The organism is Bacillus sp. AFS031507 (assembly GCF_002584635.1).
GTDB lineage: Bacteria > Bacillota > Bacilli > Bacillales > Cytobacillaceae > Neobacillus.
Map to the genome: position 1 here is coordinate 41,368 of NZ_NUOW01000018.1, position 23,386 is coordinate 64,753.

A 23,386-nucleotide genomic window follows, 5' to 3' on the forward strand; every position below is an offset into this window, starting at 1 on the left:
AAAGAGGTTGCGGGCTCACCCGGCAACCTCTTTCCTTTTATTCTACGCTTTGCGTCAATTCTGCGATTTGACCTTCCTGAACCATCGCCAACTGGCTCATTAATCGTTTTTGGTGTATTTTTTCTAAAATAAAGAGACTCAAGTGAATAATTAAAACACCAAGGGTGAAATATTCGACCGCATAATCGATATAGTACCATGAAAGAGTTGCTGTGATATCGTATAAAGCATGGACAATAACTGTTAGCCAAAGGCTCCGGGTCCATAATAGGATAATTCCAAACATCAATCCCATATTTGCGAAGGTTACGATCGCCCCAATTCGGATTGCCCATGGCTGCTCCGTATCGAGCGTATGGTCTATGCCGAAAAGAATAGAGGTGATAAACAGCGCCGCCATTAGAAAAACATCTCTTGAGCCACTCTCCCAACGCCGCGGAAACAACTTTTTACATACCACAAGCAGTAGAATTATATAAGCCAGCCGCCAAACCTCTTCCAGGCCAGCTAGTGTGTCGTTAAATAAATCATATCCAATTGTATCTACCTTTTCAAAAATGGACCAGTTTGGATTGTCCGGAAGGCTAGCATCCACTCCATCTTCCACATCAAAGGATTGTGACTCCGTGTAGTCTTGAACATATTGATCATAATCCTTATTAAAATCCTCAAATGTGATACTAGAGTACACATTAACAATCGTACTTCCAAAGAAGAAAATGAGAAAAGCACCCGTGAATTGAAGCATGATCTGGCGCGGACTTTTCTGATGACCCTGCTGACTCCCCAGTCTCCGGTAAATCTTCCAACCGATAAAAAAGGAGGACACCATGACGGCATCATATAAGGTACTGGCCATAGAACTGTAACGAGTAAGATAAAGAAGAACCTCTGCCCCGATGGTTACAATGATCATTGAAAATAGCAGCTTTTTTGAAATCGGTTTTGTTAAATTCGTTATCATTCTCATCATCCCCTACCTGAAAAATTTGGCGGAGAAATCCGTTTCCCCTTACCTGCCTAATATCTTTACTGCAATGATCCCGAACGCATTAAAAAAAAGCAGGAAAAAGAAACAAGCAATCGTCCACTTCCATTTTCTCGTCACGAAATGATCCCCTCTTTTTCAAAAAAAATATATTAGTAATAATTTAACATATTGGTAGGTAAATATCACGAAAATAATGATTCCTTTTTATTACCATAAATAATTTACCGATAGTCTTCTATTCCAAACGGTCGAAACATATATTTAATAAAAATAAAGAGTTTGATAGAGTCTCAAAAACCAATCAAGCTTTTCCTTTTAAAATTTACAAAAAGCTATTTCCAATTTATACCCATTTATATAAAAATTTACAATTAATAATTACGAGATAGGAGATTGTTACTATGAGACGTCTTTTTTCGATCCTTGTTTTAATCGCTGTGATTTTTATTCTATCAGCCACAAATCCTGAGCGCTCTGCCTATATCGACTGGGCCAATCACAAAACAATGGATAAATCATCGAGTCTGATAGAAAAGGGATTATTATCTGTAGCTGGGAAATCCATTTTTGATGCAGGAACAACGCAAAAGGATTATTTTATTTTCTCCATCTACAAAACCGATTTTTCCAAAGTAGGCCTGGGAAAAGTCACATCGATTGGCATCTTCAATAAATTCATTACAATCTCGAGTAAAGAATAATGGATAGTCAAAAGCCGGTCTCTTTAGGGACTGGCTCATTTTTTTTAAAAGGACCAAACATCAGCAAAAGCCCTTGTTTGGTCCTCTTTCATTTATTCAACTTTTTCCACATGAAAAACGGGGACGCGAACCGATTCGCCGTTTTCGTCGGTAATATCCTCATAACTATTGAAGGTACCAATAACGGTATAATTCTCATAGATTGTGAAATCGGAATCTCCCTTTAATAACAAATACGTTTTCTCCCATAGTCCCGTGCTATTGTTATAGGTTTCCGATAAGGTTACCAAGGCCCCTCCATTTTGGACTGTATCTGCGAAAGCAGTGAAGCGAACCTTCTCCCCATAATAGTTGGCTATATCTGTGACTTGTATATCAACATAGTCTACCTTTATACTAGAAAACTGATATTCCCCGCTACCATCGGGTTCAAAGTAAGCGAGCTCCCCTTCACCCTGTCCAACAGGATTATCTACAACCAATACTTGCTCTGATTCGAAAGTTAGCTTATCCGCTTCCACATCGAGAATCTTACCCATCGAACCGCCGCTGACTTCATAGGCTATATAATGATGCTTCCGTTCGGTTGACTTTGCCTCAATATAAAGGACTGGATTGTTAGAAGTGCTGAAGTTACTATTAAAAGCCAACTTATTAATGGACGCTGCCCCTTCGATCGACCCCTCGGTTACAACCATTGCTTCCTCTCCGGTAAGCTTTCCAAAATATATGCCGCCGTCCTTGGAGATTGCTGCAACGACGCTGTCTGCGCCCCATTTGTTTTTTGCATTTATAACGTTCGGAAACTCTTTTCCTGGATACAGACGTTTTAAAACGCGAATGGGTTCATATTTATCCCAAGCAAGATTGGCACTCGCAATAGATTCAGTCGTGTCCTTTAGTGGTTTTAATGCTTCAAAGATACTAATTGCATCCTCGTATTTATTAGCCTCTGTGAGATTCTCCGCTTTAACGAATAGATCAGATGTTGTTTTTTCAATATAAGCAAATACATCGGCACCATTCATATTCGCTTCTAACTTTTTGATTGAATTTGCTGCTTCGGCAAATGCGCCATAATCCTTTTTATCGATCGCAGCCTTTACAATCCTTAACAAGTTCGAATCAAGGGTTTGCTCAAGCCAGCTAGAATCCAACGACAATATTCTTAGTGCACTAAACTGCCTGCTCCCCTCGTCAATAATCGATGAGACAGTGCCAGTTTCAACCATTTTATTTATCTTTGCCGCGTAATAGTTTTTGAATGAAGATTGGATCGCTTCTGTCTTAGCTGACAAACGACTGCCGTAATATTCTGCTGGAATCTTATTGAGGACGGTAAAAATCTCCTCCTCTTCGGAAACGTCATTAGCCGTTTCATTCATTAATTTATCAAGATTTTCCTTTTTAATTGTGGAAAAATAACCCTTCATATCCGTATCTAGCTTCGTCAACGCCACCATTTCCCCGTACATATCCTTTTGAACATTCGTTCCTGACACCCACTTTTTCTCGCTTTCCTTCCAACGATCGTATATTTTAATGAGGTTGTCGAGGTCATTTCCTTCATTATAATCAGCCGCTTTTTCATCTAGATCTTCCATGACTTCACGAATCGGTGACAGAATGGATAGCATGAAATTGATGTCTTTGTTATGGTCAGTGACAGAAACATTTAGCTTTGCAGCATGGAACTTTTCCTCTGCAGCGACTAATTCACCTGACTTAAATAATTTTACTGCTTCATTGTAGGTGTCAATTTTTTCATGTGCCAAAACGATTTTTGTGCTAACCAGCCCGAGCAAGATAACCAGCATTAACAAGAAAAAATTCCTAGACATATTCACTTTTCGATAAACGGTAAATTTAAACATATTGAGTAAGATCCTTTCTACGATACGAACTGCTTGAAATCAGGATCGTAATGATACCTCACCATAACTACACGCTTGGTTTTTTCCTCTAGACTGCCCCAATCAACTTCCGGGTTGGAATAGATGATACTGCACAGTCGCAAGAACCGGTCCTTTGGGAAATATTCAAGGAATTCCTCGATGAACTCTGAAAATTCTAGGATGTACAATTTCATTCGTAACGCTGAGCCGGCCACAGAAATGAGTGAATCCATTCCAAAATCGCTGACAATGGCCTCACGATACTTAATAAAGTAGGCAATACACTTTTTCGTAAAAAGCGTCCGATTAATTTTTAACACCTCAAGTGCATATTTTACAAAATTCGAATCATAGGATGAAGGAATAAGGGGTTCTAGTTCAAGCTCCATATCACTCCTTAGAACGATTTCATTCAAGACCATGATACGGCGGATTTTTACCTGATCACTCGCTATAAAATCGCCAATATCACGGAGCTTTTCATATGCTGGGGCTAGTCTCTCAGCATGAACATCCTCTTTGGCAAGTTCACTGTCATATTGAATACCTGCGGCAATTTTTCTTAGGTCGATTCGAAGTAGTTTTTTCAGTTGCATGAAATACTCACTTTTCATGAAAATGGAGGTAAGAATGACATATCCAATTACAAACACTACCCCGGCAATTAACGAGTAATATAACATTTTTACCGTTGGAGCAGCCAAAATACCTACACAAACAAACATTAAGATCCATATCGCTTCCGTAAATAAACGGTTTTTAAAAATCGACTTCACAAGCGTTTCAATTCCGATAAAATCTGAACCGCAATTCTGGCATTTTTCATCCCCTAAAACAGAATAACGGTTGCATTTTTTACACATCTTTAGCTTTTGAAATCGATATTTTGTTCTTTTTTTCTTGGAGAGCTGGACGGCCTGTTTAGCCAATCGAATCACCTTCATTTAGCATGATGACTAATTCATCATCAATACCTTCAAAATCACCGCTATTTCGCTTATTTTTCATTAATTTATAGGTTTTCCAACAAAGGATTAAAACTAGAAGACTAGTGAATACCACACCGTACATTTTACTTCTCCTTCCTGAGATCATTTTATATGAAAACCAATTATCCACAAATAATCCCAGATAGTTTCCAATAAATACATTATCTTATATTATAATAGTAGAATTATAATATATCTAGGGAATAATTGTTTCGGTATATAATAGGAAAGTGGTAAAATAGTTGTACAATGCAAAAATTGTAATTATTACCCGAAATAGGAAAAATGCAGTGGGGGTTGCACACAGATGTTAAGAAAATGTATCAGTAGTTTAATCGTAGTTGCGTGTCTATTCTGGAATATTTCCTTATATAATGTACACGCTGCAAGTCCGTTAAATTCCACTTCTCGAATAGAGGGAATGCTTGTCGTTGATGTCAGTAATTCCATGAAGAGCAGTGACCCGAAGAATATCAGTAACGAAGCGATGAAGATGTTCATTGATATGGCCTCCTTTAATGGCGATAAAATTGGTGCCATCGCTTACGCTGACGAAGTCATGCGTGAAAAAGCGCTTGTCAAAATCAAGTCCGAACAGGATAAGAAGGACCTAAAGTCGTTCATCGACTCCGTTCAAAAATATATGTACACCGATTTATCAACTGGGGTTAAGGAAGCCGTCAACGTATTAGATAGTAGTCACGAGCAAGGTTATTATCCACTGATCGTTCTGCTTGCCGACGGGAATAACGAACTAGACCCAAAGAAGTACAAAACCGAAAAACAAGCGGAAAAAGACCTAGACCAAGCAGTCGCCGCCGCTAAAGCTAAAGGATATCCAATCTATACGATTGGCTTAAACGCTAATGGCAAGCTAAATAAACAGGTTCTCACAAATATAGCCAAGAGCACGAATGGGGAATTCTTCGAAGCAAGTTCTGCCGATAAATTGCCAGGCATCCTTAGTGAAATTTTCGCCAACCATTTAAAATTAAAAATCGTTCCGATTAATCAAATAGTAGGTAATGGTGATTTTCAAGATATCAAAATAAATGTTCCCAATGAAAATGTATTAGAAGCCAACATCTCATTAATGTCAAACCATCCGGTCGAGGTTAAGCTCGTTGATCCTTCCGGTAAAGAGCTCGCCATCCCTTCAGACCAAGTCCTACTTTCAAAATCGAAGACCTATTCTATGGTCAAACTGTTGAAACCAGTTCAGGGAGATTGGACACTGAAGGTTAAAGGGGTAGCAAAGGACAAAATCGATATCAACCTTGTTTTCAATTATGATTTACAGTTGAAGCTAGATAAGCTTGCTAAGCAAAGTTACAAGGCGGGCGAAACAGTTAAGATCCATTCCTTTTTTGAAGATAATGGTACACCTATCGCTGATAAAAGCATTTATCAATCAATGAAATCGACTCTATATGTGAAAGATCTCGATCAAGGGAAAACCGAGGAAGTAAGCTTAACAGCGGATGACCAAGGCTTTTCGGGTCAATTTAAGTTAGGAAACTCAAGCAGTTATGAAGTAGTGGTAAAAGCGGAAGATAATAGCTTTTTCCGTGAAACACAGCCGCAAAAAATAACGGTGCAAAACACAGCCAAGACACCTGTAGCAGCTAAAACCACTCAACCAAAAGAGGACACGCCGTTTCCATGGCTTTATGTTCTTGTTGGGGTGATTGGGCTCATTCTTCTTGCCCTATTTGCTTACAACAAGTTAAGGAAAAAGCAAGGTTTTAGTGGTCAAATCGTTGTGGAAGTAAAAGACGAGGATACTGGTGAACGCTCAAATCCGCAATACAAGCCATTAAAAGGTTTTAAAGGGAAGTTTCAGCTGCATCAGCTGCTGGGATTGCATCCTGAATTCGCTGAAACCAATCAAATTATCTTCAAGCCGCATGCCGGTGATTTGCTCCTGCTGATCAACAACTCGGACTGTACGATTGAAAAAAGCGGCCGGGCAATCGATGCCAAGAAAGGTCAGCAGATCAAACGAAATGACCGTCTGCGCATTGTGTTAAAGAAGGTAAATAAGTCCATTTATATTGAATATATAAGCTAACAAGAAAAGCGGAAGCGCCCGTTTAGCGGCGTATGGACTGGAGCGCTCCAACTGAGATAAAGGAAACACGGAGAGCGTTAGCGCATTCGTGCTTGACTTATCGTAGGGCGGAGAGCGAAGTCCACTAGCCGCTGGGCGCTGTAGCTGGACACGCCTTGGCCAAGTCTACGGTGTCAGGCACCGATAACTGAATCCTATTCAAATTATTTTTCGTCTTTATATATTAGTAGTCCACAGCTAGGGAGGAATAGTTGCATGAAAGCAAGTGTTAAAGAGCATATATCACAGTTGGAAGTCGCCCATGGCGGCGGGATTATATCAGAGAAGATCCGCGTTGATACGATTGACAATCCGATGCTTGTCATTGGGCTTGGCGGTACAGGAATTGATGCCCTATTAAGACTCAAATACCAAGTAAATCGCCGTTTTAAACTTCCAGAAGATCCCTTATCGAAAAAGAAGAAAGATAAACCAAGTAACATTGAGTTTTTAGCATTTGAAACGAATGAGCATGATCGTAATAAAAAATATAATGGGATTGGCCTTGACCCTCATAAAGAATTCGTCCTGCTTTCCAACCCAGAAATCGGCAGCGTTCTTTCAAATCGCAGCACGATTGAACCTTATATCAAAGACTGGTTATCACCCGAATTGTCAATAACGGATGGAATCAGCGGGGCTTCAGGCGTACGCCAAGCGGGCAGACTGCTCATGTTTACAAAAATCAATCAGGTAGTAACGATCATCCAAAACAAAATGGATGCCGTACTTGAAGGGTCTGGAAAACGATTATACGTCTTCCTACTTACCGGTCTTTCTGGTGGGACTGGCAGTGGCTGTTACCTGGATATTGCCTACATTATTAGAGGTATCATGGATAAAAAATTTGGGGCAAAAGGTGTCGACCGTTTGAGCATCCTTGGCTACCTTTTCACACCTGACGTGAATTTATCTAAAAAAGGAATCAACCACCATACGGCTGAATACATCCAGAAAAACGGCTATGCTGCCTTAAAAGAACTCGACTACTGGATGAACTGTGATGAAAGAAATGAACGGTTTATTCAGAAGTACGGCAATTTATTAACCGTGAACTCACAAGTGCCGCCGTTTAATCTCTGCCATTTAATATCAGGTACGAATACTGAGGGTAAATGGCTTGAGAATGCCTACGATTACTGCATGAATGTAACAGCTGAAAATATTACAAACTTTATGGCTAGTGAAGATAAAGGATCCGGCGAGGAATTTGCCATCCATGACTATATCAGCAATATCAGATCCAATATTGCCGGCATGCATAAGCCGTATCCAGCTAACTATCAATACAACATTATTGGCGCTTCCATGGCAGAAATTCCACTGGAAGAAATGACAACCTACATCGCCTACAAGCTGTTTGAAAAAATGGATAATATGTTTGAAGCAGGTCCTGAGCAATCAGATGTGGAGCAATTTGCTGAAAAACTGCGGATTGACCCTGATTCCGTTCACCAACGCTTTAATGAACGTGTACCAGAACCGCTTTCAGGCTATGAGAATAGTGACCGTTTCTCCTACAACAATGTCATCAAAACATCGGTAACCAATATCAATGATGAATTAGACAGAGAGTTTCTTTTAAAAGCAAAAGATCAGTATCGTAAATGCAAAAAGCAGCATCCAGGCGAAATCATGGAAGAATTCCGCCGGCAAATTGAGAAAATGTTTTTACATTCCAAAAAAGGCCCTATCTACGCATCACGTTTAATCTACCAGAAGGACGGGTTTTGCTTATTAACGACCCTGCAAACCTATGTAGAAAGCTTACGCGAACGTCTAGAACGTATGCCTAAAGCCATTCAATCGGCTGAGGAGTATACCCACAATAAACTTGAAGATGCCAGAAGTGCATTTATATCTAAGGAAAAGAAAAAGAATGCCTATATCGAGTCCAAGTTGAATGAGTATGATCTTCGCGCCGAAAAAGAACGAATGGAAGAAATGATTGAATTCTATGAAGATCTATATCAGCTAATCAATAGTCAAAACAACAAGATTTATGTGGTCTATAAAGAAATCCTCGATGCACTTAGAGGGATATTTGAACAGAACGCTAATATTCTTGTGAATGGTGAGGAAGTCAAACAACAAGATAATGTCACCTATTACTGGCATTTAGTCAGTGTACCGGATGTGGCCCGTGAAATTGAGAGTATGTTCAATTCAAAGGATGGAGAACAACTTGTCCAGCAATGGTCAGAAATGCTTCTCGAAAAGTCATCCTATTGGGTCAATGAATCAGATATCGATATCGTAGGTACCGTTTCAGAATTCCTAAGCGACCAGTTTGGCGAGTTGATTACGAAATCAATGGAAGACTTTTTAAGGCTTAAACACGGCGAAGATATGCCAATTGATCGAATCATCCAAGACAAAATTGCTGCCCGACTTGATGGTGATGCAACACCAGTGTTCCATTTAGATAACGGTCGGGGTGCCCTTCATTTCCCAGAATGGGGATTTGTATCCGTTCCAGTAAAGGCTCCTAATATTTTAAAAGGAGTTAAGGAATACCAAAAGCATTCGATTAGTGAATCTCATTTCACCATTAAAGAGAGTGAACTGAAGAATCGGATCTTCTGGTTAAACACAAAAAATGGTATTCCATTGTTCTCGTACTCCCCACTCTCCATTTATGAGGAGTCCTATGAAAAAACGATTTTAGAAAGAGAAGGCGTTGGCCGCCACCTTGTCCAAACAGATAAAGAAAACTGGGCCTACCTCCCTTCACCGATTCCTGAAGAATCATGGGGAGATACGTACCGCAACAAGCGCGTACAGCAATACAATGCCAGCATCCGTTCGATGTTTGAACAAGCGATGGAATTTAAAGTCATTACGGAGAAAAATTCCGATCACAGCACTAGTGCTCGCTACGAATGCCATTTTACAAAAGAGATGAACTTTTCAGACTTATTTGCTCAGTACGAAATAGATCCAAAACAGTTAAACAAAGCAACCCTTGGCAGCCTGAAGCAAATCCTTCGACAGCTTAAAGACATGTTTAACGGCGGCATGGAGTCCAGCGGTGTGAGTGATATCTTTGACAGCACCAACTTGGAATTGGCAAAAGAAAATCTCATCCGTACACCTAAACTCATCGAAAAAGTAAAACTAGAAGTTAGAAAGTACCACTTAATTAAAGAGAAAATCTCTGAGATTGAGCAATATATTGCCTCACAAGAGGAAAAAGAGGTTTCTTTAACTCAATTCATTCAAGCCGTTTATACAAAAACGATTCGGAAACGCGGCGCCTTATACGTGTACGATAAAGAGATTGAAGAAGATGCATGGGAACCATTTGTGAATTTAATGAAGACAACGAAGTTTGTTGATTATGAACTTTATCATGCCTTTAAAGCATTGAGCCAAAAGAAAATGGATCAACTGCAAAAGAAATCAGATCGTCGCAGCAATGACATGATTAACCAAGAAAACACGACCGAACTTGTTACTGCTTTAGAGGAAATGGCTGCAACCTATTCAAGGGAAAAAGAAGCCCTTGATTACGATTACCAGGATTTAGTCAATGGTGAAGAAATATACAGTTTCTATAAAGAAATGATGCTTAAGGTTAATGACATGCTTCGTCAATTGAAATCATAAGAAAATAATAACAGATACTTTTACTTAGGCCATTTGCAGCTTTTGCATGTGGCCGCCTCTAATCTAGAAAAGCGAAAGTGCCCTGGTCAGCGACGTAAGGGCTGGACTGAGCCGGCCAAGATAAAGGAAACACGAAGAGCGTTAGCGCATTCGTGCTTGACTTATCGAAGCGAGGTGAGGGAAGCACTCTAGTCGCTAGGGCGCTGGAGCTGGACAATTCTCAAAGTAGAAAACTACTACTTTCTTCTCTTAGGGGGAAACAGCTTTGAAAGAACTCTTACAAAAATACGCAAACACCTTTTCAAACCAGCTGGAAAAAATGACATTAGAGGAAAATGAACAGCGCAGTGTGAACCATCCCATTGTCTTTTTATTTCTAGGCGACTCTGTCAAGGAAGCCATGACATCCATCATGACTATTAATGAAGAAAAATGGCATAACAGCACGGGTGTGTTATATTTCCATGCCTTTCAAACCAATACAATCAGCCACGATAACGTGTTATCCATTCAACTTCCAGATCATCATTTTGATCCCAAAACCATTCGTAGAAGCATTTACGAGTCCTTTTATCGGGATGAGAATTTGCTGATTGAACTAAATAAAACCTTCCGTAAACTTTCTTCCAAAATTGCTGAGTACGGAAAGGTCTATTCCTCACTAGTTAAACTAAACTTATGTGTGGTGACGGCCGTCGACGACCCTGCAAATATCCTGATTCAAGAATTTACTTTGCTGTTAAAAAGTATTTTACAAGAGTCTTTTCGACAAGTGGAAGTAGATTTATATGGATTAATAAAGGAAAAGCAGGATGGCGAAAATTTTGCTCTCTCCACTTCACTGGGGATTAGTTTTTTTAATGAGTTAAATCAGTTTCAACACGATAAATACACCTTTGAAAAAGAACTTCAGTTAGAAGAAGATCTGCGGCTTCCAGTCGTTCACCCTCCTTCTCCACTCTTTGACATGGTGTATTTGTTAAGTGATAAAAATGAAGATGGCTTAATTTCAAGTGATGCCGGGAAGCAAAACTACGAAATTATTAGCAATCTAAATCTCTTAAAAAACCGAAAAATGATTACCGATTATCATGAAAAGATGGACAGCTATAATCATCAGGACTTTAAACGTAGTTTCAGAGGAAACTCTGAGGAACCAGTATTCGCCTCAGCTGGCTTTTCCAAGGTGAACCGCCCCAATAAAGCGATTGCGCTTCATGCGGCCAGCCATTTTTTCCATGAACTGCTGACATCATTAAAAGCATCCAGCTCCGAGAAACGCGAAAATGTACTCGGCTTATTTGAGTTGACCGAGGCTTCTTTCCAGAAATATTATCATGACATCATTCCTTCGGATGAAAAGCTCGTGGATATGAATGACATGATGGGAGTGTCCAATTCCTATCAAACGGTAAAAAGATTGTCTGTCAAGGAGGCAGAAGAGCATCTGTATGAAGGTGGTACGGAACGATTTTTCCATACTAACTTTAAAGAGCCAGTCAGTGAGCATTTACAAACCATGAACTTGAAAGCACATATTGAGCGATGCCTCCATGAAAACGTGATTAATAATGAAAAATACGGGTTATATTGCGCTTATTTATGGACCTCTGATTCCACAGGCTCAAATATTAGCATACTGGATGAAATTCATAAAATGATTCGTGAAGCCAAAAATGAACGAGCGGAAGCTGAAGCACAGCTCGAGCAGCTCTATCATCGAATCGTGGATAGCTGTGATTTTAAAAAAAGCTATCTCCCATTTTCAGACAAGAAAAACCTAACTAGCTTTTTACAGTATTTTTTTGAAGAAGCTTACGGCTTAAAGTATCAAATGATCAAACTTGAGGTAAAGCAAGCCATCTTAAAGCAATATCATGTAGTGTTACAGGAAAACCACCAGTATCTGCGCGCGAAAATAGAGATTGTCGATCAGGTGGAATCTTTATTGAAACAAGCAGCTGCGGAGAGTCTGTATGATTCGGATGAGTATTTAGATAAAAATATCGCGCAGTATTATGGACAAATAATTAGCAGCGTAACAGCAAAGCTAAAGGAAAAACGCGGTCCTCATTTCTTTTCTGATGAGCGCTTTTTTGGAAACCTGCTATCATTCCTTGAAAACGGAGCGACCGACCTGATTGAAAGATTGCTGTTTGTCTGTAATCGTGAGGTATTGACCCAAGAGGAATTTCAGCGCAGCTTTGAAGATGAACTGTTAGAACGGGCGAATGTTATGACGCACTATGATAATCAAGACGTCCTAACCAAAGAGGATTTGTTCAAGCAATTAAACACGCGCTTAAGCGAAAATTCCTCGATTCATATTGAAGTTTTTAACTACAAACAGGAACACCGCTATGAAGAAAAATACTTCTTTGGTGACTTTCACAGCAAATTCATGAAGTTCGCTTTGGAAAAGGAACAAGAAACACGCCATTTTAAGGTGGGCTGTGCCCATGAGAAGAATAGCAGCGGAATCGAAAAGCTTACCCTGATGGGCGGCTTTAAGCTGAGTGACTTAATGTACTACCAAAGAGGGGAAAAATACTACAAGGCCTACACAGAAAAAGGATACGAATTCCACTCCAAAGCGGAAACGCCCGCTTAGCGGCGTATGGACTGGAGCACTTCGACTGAGATAAAGGAAACATGGAGAGCGATAGCGATTCGATGTTGACTTATCGTAGGGAGAAGGGCGAAGTCCACTAGCCGTTGGGCGTTGGAGCTAGACGGTAATCAAATTTCAAGGAATTACCTTTAATCATTGAAAACGAACTCTTTTAGTAAGGAGATTTGAACATGCCTGTTCGAAAATTTAGTATCCTGTTTTTTGTTTTTAGTATCATTGCCGGGCTTCTAGGTGCTATCCTTGGTGAATGGTTAATCGAGTCCTATTATGGTGTATGGCCTAATATCCTATTAATGGGCGCCTATTTTGGCCAGTTAGCCCTGATCGCAGGTCTCTTCTGCTTAGGTGCTGAGTTAATTAGTCCCATTATTAATGGACGCAGTTGGCGCTTGGAATATTCGGGCCTTTCTTGGAAGATGCTGGTACCTGCCACGCTCGTCATGCTATTTGCTGCCGGCCTTTTATTTCAATTCTTATATTCTCTTAATTTCTCAAATATCAAACCGCCAGACGATATCGTGATGGTCATGGATATCTCAGACAGCATGAATGAAACGGATCCTGGACACGAAAGCTTGAAGGCTGCCGGAAAGCTCATATCCAATATGAAGCCGACCCACCGTGCCTCCGTTATTTCTTTTAACGAAGATGCTAATATTACAAAATCGATGTTTAAGGTCAGTGATAAACAAGAACGCACCGATGCGATTGAGCAAATCAATCGTTTACAAGCTACAGGAAGCACCGATATTGGCAACGCCTTGGACACAGCTATTCAAGAGATTGATGACCACAAAAAAAATGGACGAAAACCAATGGTCATTCTGTTCTCAGATGGTTATAGCGAACTTGACCTTGATACAGTGGTAGAGCCATACCAGAATAAGGACATTGTCATAAATACGATTGGGATGAGCAAGATTGATAAAGGAGGAGCCCAATTACTTAAATTAATTGCTTCGCGGACCGGTGGTTCCTTCTATGATGTAAAAAATGCCAATGAATTAACGAACGTATTTGAAAAAATTTACTTAGAAAACCAGGACCGTTTGCTTGTGACCCAAAGACACGGATTGTTTCAAGACAGCACCTATCTCGCCATTCTCCGAGTGGTCTTAATCACGTTAATCGGCGGATTGTTTGGTCTCGCGCTTGGAATAATTTTCGACAACCGTTATTTAGCGAAAAGCTATGCTATTACTGGGGTGTTTGCTGGACTATTAGCAGGATTGGTACTCGAACTTGGTTTGCAAGATAGCCTGCAATCAGGATTTTCTTACCGCCTCGCTGCCGATATTCTCTTAACTGCGTTAACTGGTCTTGGAACGCTGATTATTCCGATTCGTGAAAAGTTTTCGGGCAGTGCGCAGCGTAACACCAGTGGGTCCGATTTTTCCGTAAAAAGAAATTCATCAAAAAGGGATCATTTTAAAAAGGGATTTTGATGGACAGCGTTCAGGAGCGGCTTGGACCTCTCCGTATCAATTAGAAAAGATGGTGGGTGATTTCTGGTGAACTGGGAAACCCTTGCTTCCCCTGACTATGAAATAAAGGATTTACGAAAGACAATAAGAGATTCAGAGGTTCACTTAACTTGGTTCTGGTCTAAAGATATCGACTTTGTCTATATTTATAAAGCGTCCTCAGACAATGTAAAACCAATCAGCGAAATCAATGAGCAGGATTTGAAACTCTATACCCGCGAGGAATATAAAGCCAATCATGGATATGTTGGCAGACTGGATGCGATTGGCCGCTACGCCTATCGCATCTTCCCCTGCAAAAAACGTGACAGAAAGCTGGCTGTTTTTAGTCAGGAAAACGATAATAATCTCATTTTTATAACGGGATCGAAGGCAAAGATTTATTTTTCAATTACCTATAAAAATAAATTCCTTCAGCCGAAAAAAAGAGTTCGCATGTCCATCATGTCAGAAATCGTGCTTGATAAAGATCTGTTAGTCTATGTTAAAAAAACGGGCAGTCCTCCCATGTCCATTGAAGATGGAACCGTCTTCCCATTTATTCGTGATTTCCCACCCGGAAAAACGGAGCTGCTTGAAAAGGAAATCGGTAAGGATGAATTTATTAGAATCTTTTTTAGTAATGGTAGGAAATCAGCTGAAATTTTTGAACTGATTCCAGAATAAGGAGAGACATTACATGTTTGGACTACTAAAAAGAATGTTTGGAACAACACAGCCGGAAGCTCCAAGACCGCAATTTTACGATATTGTCTGTCCCTACTGCTTCTCAAAATTTCATCATGAAGATGTCGTCTTCCGTGCTGCACACTATCGTGATGATGATGAGGCCTTCAACCTTCAGGAAGATGATAAATTGAACGATTATCGGAAGAAATTTGGGCTTGCCGAAATTGATGAAATTGAGGCAATTGTTTATCCTTCGACGATTCCAGATGATAATAAGATTTACTCCAACGGTGTGCTTATGGGTGTTTCTGATAAATACGCGGTTGTGACGAGAAAGCGACTTTGCCCAGGGTGCCATAACGAACTTCCCGTTACAGCAGGTAAATATCCAAGTAATATTCTTTCTATTGTCGGTGCCACTTCAGTCGGGAAATCTGTTTATATTACGTCTCTCATTCATACCTTGCAACATGTAACAGCTAATAATTTTAATGCGGCATGTATTCCGCTTAATAACGCGATTAGCAGAAGATTCAGGGATGACTATGAAATTCCTTTATTTGAAAATGGAAATTTGCTTGATGCTACCGCTACGACAAAGCGCCAAGAACCGTTTATTTTCCAATTTGTGTTTAAAGATGAAAACAAAGCACCACTGACACTCGTATTTTTTGATGTAGCTGGTGAGGGTATGACTGAACAAGAATATCTTCAACTTCATGCTCCCCATATCAAAAATTCAGCGGGAATTTTATTCTTAGTCGACCCAATGCAAATTCGAGCAATCCGTCAGAAAATGCTTCATCAAATGGGTGAAAATCCGGGGGAGATAGTTGGACTTGCTCGTGAACCCCGCGAAGTTGTTGTCGCATTATTTGAGGATTTCATTTCTCAACAGGAAAACAACAAAACGAATATTCCGACTGCAGTCGTGCTGACAAAAAGTGATTTATTGTATACCCTAAGTTCCGACGAGGGTGAATATATTCGTTCTAATAGCAATGTGTTCCACAATGTTACACATAGTGGATACCTTAACCTGGATGAATACGAGAATATCAATGGAGAGATTAGAAGGTTTCTATCAAAGGTAGATACTCCGTTCGTCGGTTCCATTGATGTTTTTTTTAACGAAGCTTCCTATTTTGCCGTGTCTGCCCTCGGAAGCAATCCAGTCGATCGACAAGTTAGTGGAATAATTAGTCCGATTCGTGTGGATGAACCGTTTATTTGGCTCCTGTATAAGCTGGGCTATATAGAAGGGAGACATGTGCAGTGACCGGAAAGTTAATTCAACAACAAATGTATACCAGGGAACGGGGCGGAATTTTCCTCTCAACGGACGGATATGATACCATTGCTATTTCCGAAGGCTTGGATAAGTCATTTGTGAAAAAATATCTACATCCCTTTTGCATTTATCAATCACCAAAGGCTTTAACATCACGTGGAGAAAAGGACAGTTCCCTCTACCCGGAAACTGTCACACTGTTTCAGCCGGAAACCGGTGACATGGTCATTGGTCAATCTGTATTTGTGCCTGCTGATTTTACGGGTCAGCGCAGCGCTTATTTCATGCATAACTATGTACTCCCTCCAAGCCGAAAGGAAGAATGGATTAAACATCCTGAAAAGCTATTTCAAATAAATGACTTTCAGACTTCCTATAAAATGGATCAAGGCCATGTTCTTCCGGCATTGGAAGAAACCGGATATGATGATATGGATGTTCTTGCCGGAAAAGATACTCTTTTGGGGAATTTAGGAATTCGCGAAGATCAGTTTAAACAACTATTATTTGCAGTCATGTCGTCCATTGCTGGGAAGAAAAAGGTGTTTATCTCATTAAATGTACCTTTGCAGGAATATTCGAAGGCTGCACTTCAACTGTTGGAGTTAATTTATCTTTATTTGCCCTATACACACCGCCGCAAATTAGGCGCAATGACCTTTTCAAGTGAACCAGAGAGTAAAAACTATATCCATGTGATGTTTTATGAGCCAGGTACATTAAACATGAATGATCGTTCGATTGAAAAGCAATTCATTTTTGATTTTGCAAATGATAGGATTTCTGGCCTCGATATTACTGGTCAGAAGCATGAGTATCTGGACTTTGCACTCGACCATTTTACCCAATCGAAGCGAATGGACGATTTCTTTGCGTTCGCAGAAACGGCATTATCAGGCTTACCTGAGGAGCAGAAGCTAGAGGTAGCGAGCTACTATCAGTTGACCTCCCTTTATCAAACACTTAATAGTCACGATGACGCCTTATATAAAGAAAATAAACTAGGCTTTTTAAATAGTTTGCAGAAGTTTCTACAGATGAATAGTGATGAGAAACAGCCTTTGGTTGAGCTATTTTTACAAATCCTAGCGATGGAAAAATATGCAGGCGATCCTACAACAGCTCTAGATTACATTCACGCTGTAGTGTCCATCAATCAAATGGTACGAAGCGATGAGGCTCTCTCGTTCATACTAGAAACACTCAACTATTATCAAAATGCTCAACTTTTCCATAAGCTCTGGAAATTGGTTGAACAGGACAATCGCTCTTATAAAGCGATTTTGATGTTTATTAATGAGCATCCCAGCTATGACAGGCTCCTTGAGCTTTATCTGGATGAACGGTTCAATCGGATCATTCGAGTCGAAGAGATTCTTCGGGAGCTCAAATCAATGCTTGGCTCACCATACCTTTTATCTATCGAAAAGTTTAAATCGGTAGTGATTACGAAAATTGAAGCCTCGTTAAAACAGGAAAGTAATGCTTTCACCGCGGTTCTTGCCATCAAGGACTTTAAGGTGGATATGGCAGACAAGGATTTTCTCAATTTTAAACAAAAGATGTTTAGGAGTTCAGTATGGGCGATGTTAGATCATATTCGTCCAAAAGAACTGACAACTCAGGATATCATGACATTCGGTAAAATTTTCAACCAACCGATAAACCCGAGAGATATGAAGGATGGCAAGGCAAAAGATAATTATCTAATGACTGATGCCCTATACCAGGTGCTCAGCAAGCCATCTCATGCTAGTCCTAATCAGCTTAAATCGTTATCAAGATCGGGCCGTGAACTGGTGCGGGAGATTTTGCAGCAGCTCTTACGAGTCAAGGTTACCACTGAGCACATTCCAGTTCTAAATATTGCCTTTGGGTCAGAACATGGTGACGTAGATTATGGGATGCTATTTAAACACTTAATCCAATACAGCGATGATAAAACGATGATGGCTTTTATTAAGGATCATTCAAATTTAGTTGGAATTGACGTACCTTATCGAAGTGCATTACGAAGCTATTTAGTTTCCGATCCAAAATCAATTTGGCGGAATAAAAAATACAATAAAGAATTGAAATTAATCCGAAAGAGCAGCTTTAAGAACTTTTTGAAGGAAGTTGAAACAGAAACAGCAAGTCCTCTTGTCAAATTCTTTAAAAAGTATGGGGTAAAACTGTTAATTGCTGTAGTCGTTCTTGGCGGAGCAAGCGGTGCAGCTTGGTTTGGAGTGGACTACTATTCCAGTAAACATTCCACAAAAAAGGTTGCATCGACACCTGCTGTGAAAAAGAATGTCAAGAAAGCAGAGAATGTAGTATCTTTAGACCAATTTAAAAAGTTATCTGAGGTAAAAGTAGACGGTGAGAACTTTAGTCTACCTCTTGATGGAAGGCAATTTGAAAAAATTGTTGGACAAGCCCAAGGGGTAATCCTGACCGATCGACAAGAGGGTAATTTCCAGTTGGATCTGAAAACTGGAACGGAGGCCAGCCCCTTTGAAAATGGGCAGCTAAAAGACGGATTCTCGCTTGTTGGGACTGAATATGATTTTGATCCAAATGATAAAACGTATGAAGTCGTATTAGTCGCTAACAATAGTGAAGCAGTAGAGTCTTATCTGTGGGTATACTCTATTGATTCTGATATGAAGAATGAAATCCTGGAACCTCTCCCGCTTAATTACAACTCGGAGGGTATTACAGATGTAAAATTAGCTACTAAAAAACTAACGCTAACACAAGGTGAAAGTGAAGTAGCTTACGAATTCCCATTTACAGACCAAATAAGTGACAGCCAAGAATAGCGCAAAAAAGAGCATTCCTGCGGTGGGATGCTCCTTTTTTGTGGAAACCTATATTGTTGATTTTGGGGAACTAGACATTGGAGACACTTTTTACTGTTTAAATATGATTTTTGTCGCCAATAGCCCTCATTGGACACACTTTTCTCTGTTTTTATCTGATTTTTGTCGCCAATAGACTCATTGGAGTTACTTCTCATTTTTTCTCCAAGGTAAACTTATTATTTTTCAAAGAAAGATTGGACAATTCTGTCCCTGTCACGCTGATAACATCTTTGCTCTGCTTAACCTCAGTACCATAGTCACTCCATACCTGTTTCGCACTGCCACTTGCTTGGACCTCCAATGCAATAACTTCTGATATTCCTAATCCACCAGGTAATCCAAAAACTAGCAGACCCTTTTGTCCATTTTCTGATGTGACGGTTAGGAAAGAATCTATATATGATGTTGGTTCTGGAGAATTGCTGCCTTTATACTCAGGCGATTCCCCTACCTTCTTGCCTTGAGATAAAACAAAAACTTTCACCTTTCCTGATGAATCGTCTTGTTTCTGGGCAGCGGCAACTAATGTATATTCATGACCAGCTAGTTTGATGGAAGCATGTTTGATTGGCTCCCAGCTAGGAACTACTTGCGTGAATTGACTTAAATCGACCTGATCTTTTTTCTCCGCTGCTTTCTCCTTTGGCTTGTCCTTTTCCACTGCTGTTTCTTGCTTACCTTCGCTCGCTTGAATCGAGGTTTTTTCCGCTCCACCCTTTAAAAAGTTAATGGAAAAGATGACGATTATAAGTAAAACAGCTACAGCAACGCCTATAAACAATGCGCCGGATTTCCGCTTTTCTTTTGGAGGGGCGGGAGAAATTTCAGGTACAATTCGCTTTGGTTCCTCCCTCTCGATCACTTCTTTATTAGGTAGTCCGAAAACGGTCGTAGAGGATTCACCTAGATTCACTAATCCCGGCTTGGGTATCGCTAATTTCCTTAGAATCCACCCTTGCAGTTCCTCGATGTGATCAAAGCTTATCCCTTCAAAATGCGATTCAGCAAGGGATGAATGATTTTTTAATATGGATAGCACTTGTTTGAGGTCATCCTGAATGGTTATTTTTCTATCTGGTTGAAAAACGGCTCTCTCGCCTGCACCATATAAGATAATCTCGCCATTCTCTTTTATCCAGATATTAAATCGATTGATCTTACCATGAAGAATTTCATGTTTGTGCAAATATACGACAGCATCGACGAACTGATCAATTTGTTTCCCGGTAAGCATCTGCTCTTTTTCTAAAAAGTCCCCTTCGTTTCCTTCCATCACAACAAAGGGCTTACGGTCCCATACATCTAGCACCTTCACTGCAGGAAGGTGCTTATAATTGGTAATCTTCGCTTCATACTCACGATACAACTGATTCCACTGATCACGAAGCGGCAACTGATGGATCAAGCGAAGGATTCCTGGTTCTCCGTTCTTTGGATCTTCCACTTGATAAACGGTTAATTGCTCACCAGTATATAGTTCTTTAATGATCCTGAATTGGTTAATGTCAGCCATTTTCACAGCTCCCTGGACATACTTATACTCGTAGGAACCTACTTCCCAGTTTGGGTTTCGCTTCCCTCGTAACTATTTTTCAGCCTAAATTTGAACTCAACCCGCCTCGACTGGGCACGGTCCACCTTGCCATTAACGATCTTCAACTGGCTCTCTGACCGTCCGTTGGCGGTAATATTTTTTGTTACTTGATTTTTATATGGAAAATCTCCGAATTCATCACTTAAAATGTATTTCACGACACTGAAGGCCCTGCGCTGGGATAGATCGAGATTATACATATAGTCGCCTTTATCATCGGTATGCCCTTCGACCACGACTTCAGCAATACTGTCGTTATACTTTCCGAAAAGTGTCTTAAAATAAATGGGGATAAACTTATCCAGCTGTTTTTTAAATTCTGGCTTAATAACATCCTTGCCCTTTTCAAATAACAAGTCATCCTTAAACTTAATTGCACCCGTATCTTTATCGATCGAAATTTCCATATGCTGCTTTTTAAATTCCTTGTCTAAATCTTTGACGATATCCTTTTGAATGTAGGATAACGCCTCAATCTGCTTTTCTTTTTCAGCAATTTGCTTTGCTTGTTTTTTGATTTCCGTCTGGCTTTCCATCGCTTTTGCCTGCATCGCTTTGCTTTCTTTATTTATACTAATGATGATCGCGACAAAGATAATTAGGACAACTAAAAGGATGGTTGATAACAAATCTGTAAACGTGGGCCAGAAATCCGATTCTCCGGAACCGTCATTGATTAGTCGTTTATATTTTTCCTTCATTGCTCAGACCCTTTTCCTATTTTGATAGATTAACTGCATATTGTTTTTCGTTCATTTTTTCTGAAAAGGTTTCTAGACTCTTCATTAAATCATTCAAAGTGGACTCAAGGGAGTTTAAAGCTTCAGGTGTCTCCTTAGCCCCTTTTGAAAAGCTTTGGTCCAGTTTACCGATGAGATCATTGGTATTTTTAAGATTATTGCTTAGGGCGTTTAGGCTCGTTTCTAAAGATTGATTCGATGACTCTTGAATGCTTGTATAATTCCCCATACTCGTCACGGCATCTTTAAATAAGTCTTTGACTTCTCCGTTTTCTGAATTCGTCTCTTTCAGCTGCTTCAATAGACCAGCCTGCTCTTTTTTAATTTGTTTATAAATCGATTCAGTCAGTTGCTTATGCATATCCACTTGTGATTCATTTTGAGAGACAATTTGAGAAATTTGAGACGTTGTACCTTCGAAAAAGTTGGTCATTTCTTTGTAGGCTTGTTGGATCTCCTGTTGTGAACTATCCACTAATGATTTATATGAATTGTGTAAGTTATAATTGTTTTTCATAAAACCATCAATCACATTGTTTTGGTTCGCTACAAACGACTTAATGTCATGGGCTGTATTTTCAAACGTCATCTTAATTTCGTTATTAAGATTATGCTGATTGTTAAAATAAGTAAACATTCTCTCAAAATCATCATGAATTAACGCTGTCTTTTGATTAAACAATTCAGTAATGGCCATCATGTCTTTAAATAAACCACTTACTGCCATCGTGTTTTGCTTAAAATTATTATTAAATTGTTTTAAATTATCAGTAGCTGTTTTAAATTCCTTCGAAAAATGGGCGACCTCCAGGAAGGCATTTCCCATATTGTGAACGGCTTCTTTAACTCCACCAATGGCCTCGACCACATAATAGTCGGACGTCTTTTGATCCTTTTGGTGAATAAAGTTTTCAACTTTCAACATAACTTGCAATAGTAATTGTTCCGAGTTTCTTACCTTTGAATGGAGATTGATCGCGATGGAAAACAGAATTCCACCGATACTAGTGAAAAAGGCAGTATGGACGCCGCCTAACACCTTTAAAATTGATTTATCAATATCACTTGGGTTAAGTGCTGCTAGCGTGATCACGAGGCCTGTAAAGGTACCGAGGACCCCAACGAGTATCGAAATCGATGCAAACGTATGAATCAGTTTCATTCGTTTGACAATACTTGTTTTATTATCAATATGATACTCAGACATAAACACCTCAATAAACGAAGGAATATTGAGCTGTGTCTTTGTTCTTTCTTTTTTATCATTAAATGCTCGCCATATCGTTGCAGCAAGCTGATTATTTTCTGGATTTTTCGATAGATCTTCATCCTGCTTATTTAAAAATGTAAAGATAGTGTTATTACTTCTTATTGAGAAATTGGCAATCGTGCCAAGAACAATTAAAACGGCTAGTACAAGAAACTCATTTGCACCAAGCTTGGTGGCCCCTCCATTTAAATAATAGATTAATAGTAAAAAAGTCGGTAAAAACATTAAAAGAGGTAATAAAAATCGATTCATTCTATTTGTCCCTTTCCTATAAAAGATGTAAGTGATTTTGTCAATAAGTCTAGAATCCCATCTTTTATTGTAACAAAGAAAAGTAATTTTTAGGGAAAAATATAAATTTTTGTCGATGGAAACTACTGGTGAGGGGTTATTTTTAAGATATTAGGTTATAAGTGGTTTAGATTTTTCAAATAGAAGAGATGGGTAAATTTCGAGGCTTTTTAATTAAGGCTTTGTTGTGTTTATTTTAGTGGAAATTCTTAAAAGAAGACAAAAAAGACAACCTTTTTCAAGTTGTCCTTTTCGTGCCTGGCAACGTCCTACT

Annotated in this window: 15 protein-coding genes; 8 read left to right on the plus strand and 7 right to left on the minus strand. The window is 39.5% G+C overall.

The features are described 5' to 3' along the window. Nucleotides 1–37: 37 nt before the first annotated feature. The gene (locus COE25_RS18090) at nucleotides 38–964 is read right to left on the minus strand and encodes a CPBP family intramembrane glutamic endopeptidase (RefSeq protein WP_180247539.1); all 927 of its coding nucleotides are present in this window, start codon (nucleotides 962–964) and stop codon (nucleotides 38–40) included. A gap of 428 nt (nucleotides 965–1,392) precedes the next feature. On the opposite strand from COE25_RS18090, the gene COE25_RS18095 reads away from it, so the two are divergent. Next, nucleotides 1,393–1,692 carry a DUF4359 domain-containing protein gene (locus COE25_RS18095; protein WP_088089658.1) on the plus strand — a complete coding sequence of 100 codons (300 nt, stop codon included), beginning with the start codon at nucleotides 1,393–1,395 and terminating at the stop codon, nucleotides 1,690–1,692. A gap of 92 nt (nucleotides 1,693–1,784) precedes the next feature. Here COE25_RS18095 and COE25_RS18100 read toward each other — a convergent pair whose 3' ends face one another. The 3 genes from COE25_RS18100 to COE25_RS30840 are packed head-to-tail and all read right to left on the minus strand — an operon-like array spanning nucleotide 1,785 to nucleotide 4,658. Next, a complete protein-coding gene (locus COE25_RS18100; RefSeq protein WP_142354485.1) occupies nucleotides 1,785–3,566 on the minus strand; it encodes a hypothetical protein in 1,782 nt (593 codons plus the stop codon). A 17-nt stretch (nucleotides 3,567–3,583) separates the two neighbouring features. Beyond that, on the minus strand, nucleotides 3,584–4,516 hold the full coding sequence (locus tag COE25_RS18105; RefSeq protein WP_088089660.1) for a hypothetical protein: 933 nt from the start codon (nucleotides 4,514–4,516) through the stop codon (nucleotides 3,584–3,586). Next, nucleotides 4,509–4,658 (minus strand): hypothetical protein, encoded by a 150-nt coding sequence (locus tag COE25_RS30840; RefSeq protein WP_168245755.1) that lies wholly within the window; start codon nucleotides 4,656–4,658, stop codon nucleotides 4,509–4,511. Before COE25_RS30840 ends, COE25_RS18105 begins: the two co-directional genes overlap by 8 nt. Nucleotides 4,659–4,883: 225 nt before the next feature. Between COE25_RS30840 and COE25_RS18110 the strand changes: the two genes are divergently transcribed. From COE25_RS18110 to COE25_RS18140, 7 genes are all read left to right on the plus strand, one after another. After that, nucleotides 4,884–6,647 carry a VWA domain-containing protein gene (locus tag COE25_RS18110; protein WP_098933594.1) on the plus strand — a complete coding sequence of 588 codons (1,764 nt, stop codon included), beginning with the start codon at nucleotides 4,884–4,886 and terminating at the stop codon, nucleotides 6,645–6,647. Nucleotides 6,648–6,902: 255 nt separating this feature from the next. Beyond that, nucleotides 6,903–10,295 (plus strand): tubulin-like doman-containing protein, encoded by a 3,393-nt coding sequence (locus tag COE25_RS18115; protein ID WP_098933595.1) that lies wholly within the window; start codon nucleotides 6,903–6,905, stop codon nucleotides 10,293–10,295. 265 nt (nucleotides 10,296–10,560) lie between these two features. Then, nucleotides 10,561–12,906: a hypothetical protein gene (locus COE25_RS18120; RefSeq protein WP_098933596.1), complete on the plus strand. Its 2,346-nt coding sequence runs from the start codon at nucleotides 10,561–10,563 to the stop codon at nucleotides 12,904–12,906. Between the two features lie 191 nt (nucleotides 12,907–13,097). Continuing rightward, a complete protein-coding gene (locus tag COE25_RS18125; protein WP_098933597.1) occupies nucleotides 13,098–14,372 on the plus strand; it encodes a vWA domain-containing protein in 1,275 nt (424 codons plus the stop codon). Between the two features lie 66 nt (nucleotides 14,373–14,438). After that, the gene (locus COE25_RS18130; protein ID WP_088089665.1) at nucleotides 14,439–15,077 is read left to right on the plus strand and encodes a beta-mannanase; all 639 of its coding nucleotides are present in this window, start codon (nucleotides 14,439–14,441) and stop codon (nucleotides 15,075–15,077) included. A 13-nt stretch (nucleotides 15,078–15,090) separates the two neighbouring features. Next, on the plus strand, nucleotides 15,091–16,359 hold the full coding sequence (locus tag COE25_RS18135; RefSeq protein ID WP_088089666.1) for a TRAFAC clade GTPase domain-containing protein: 1,269 nt from the start codon (nucleotides 15,091–15,093) through the stop codon (nucleotides 16,357–16,359). Beyond that, a complete protein-coding gene (locus COE25_RS18140) occupies nucleotides 16,356–19,175 on the plus strand; it encodes a GAP1-N2 domain-containing protein (RefSeq protein WP_098933598.1) in 2,820 nt (939 codons plus the stop codon). The genes COE25_RS18135 and COE25_RS18140 overlap by 4 nt, the downstream gene beginning before the upstream one ends. Nucleotides 19,176–19,368: 193 nt before the next feature. On the opposite strand, the gene COE25_RS18145 is transcribed toward COE25_RS18140, so the two are convergent. The 3 genes from COE25_RS18145 to COE25_RS18155 are packed head-to-tail and all read right to left on the minus strand — an operon-like array spanning nucleotide 19,369 to nucleotide 23,073. Further along, nucleotides 19,369–20,730, minus strand: coding sequence for a protein kinase family protein (locus tag COE25_RS18145; protein ID WP_098933599.1), 1,362 nt, complete (start codon nucleotides 20,728–20,730; stop codon nucleotides 19,369–19,371). 38 nt (nucleotides 20,731–20,768) lie between these two features. After that, complete coding sequence (locus COE25_RS18150; protein WP_098933600.1) at nucleotides 20,769–21,512, minus strand: OmpA family protein; 744 nt, start codon at nucleotides 21,510–21,512, stop codon at nucleotides 20,769–20,771. Between the two features lie 16 nt (nucleotides 21,513–21,528). Continuing rightward, complete coding sequence (locus tag COE25_RS18155; protein WP_098933601.1) at nucleotides 21,529–23,073, minus strand: MotA/TolQ/ExbB proton channel family protein; 1,545 nt, start codon at nucleotides 23,071–23,073, stop codon at nucleotides 21,529–21,531. Nucleotides 23,074–23,386 lie beyond the last annotated feature (313 nt).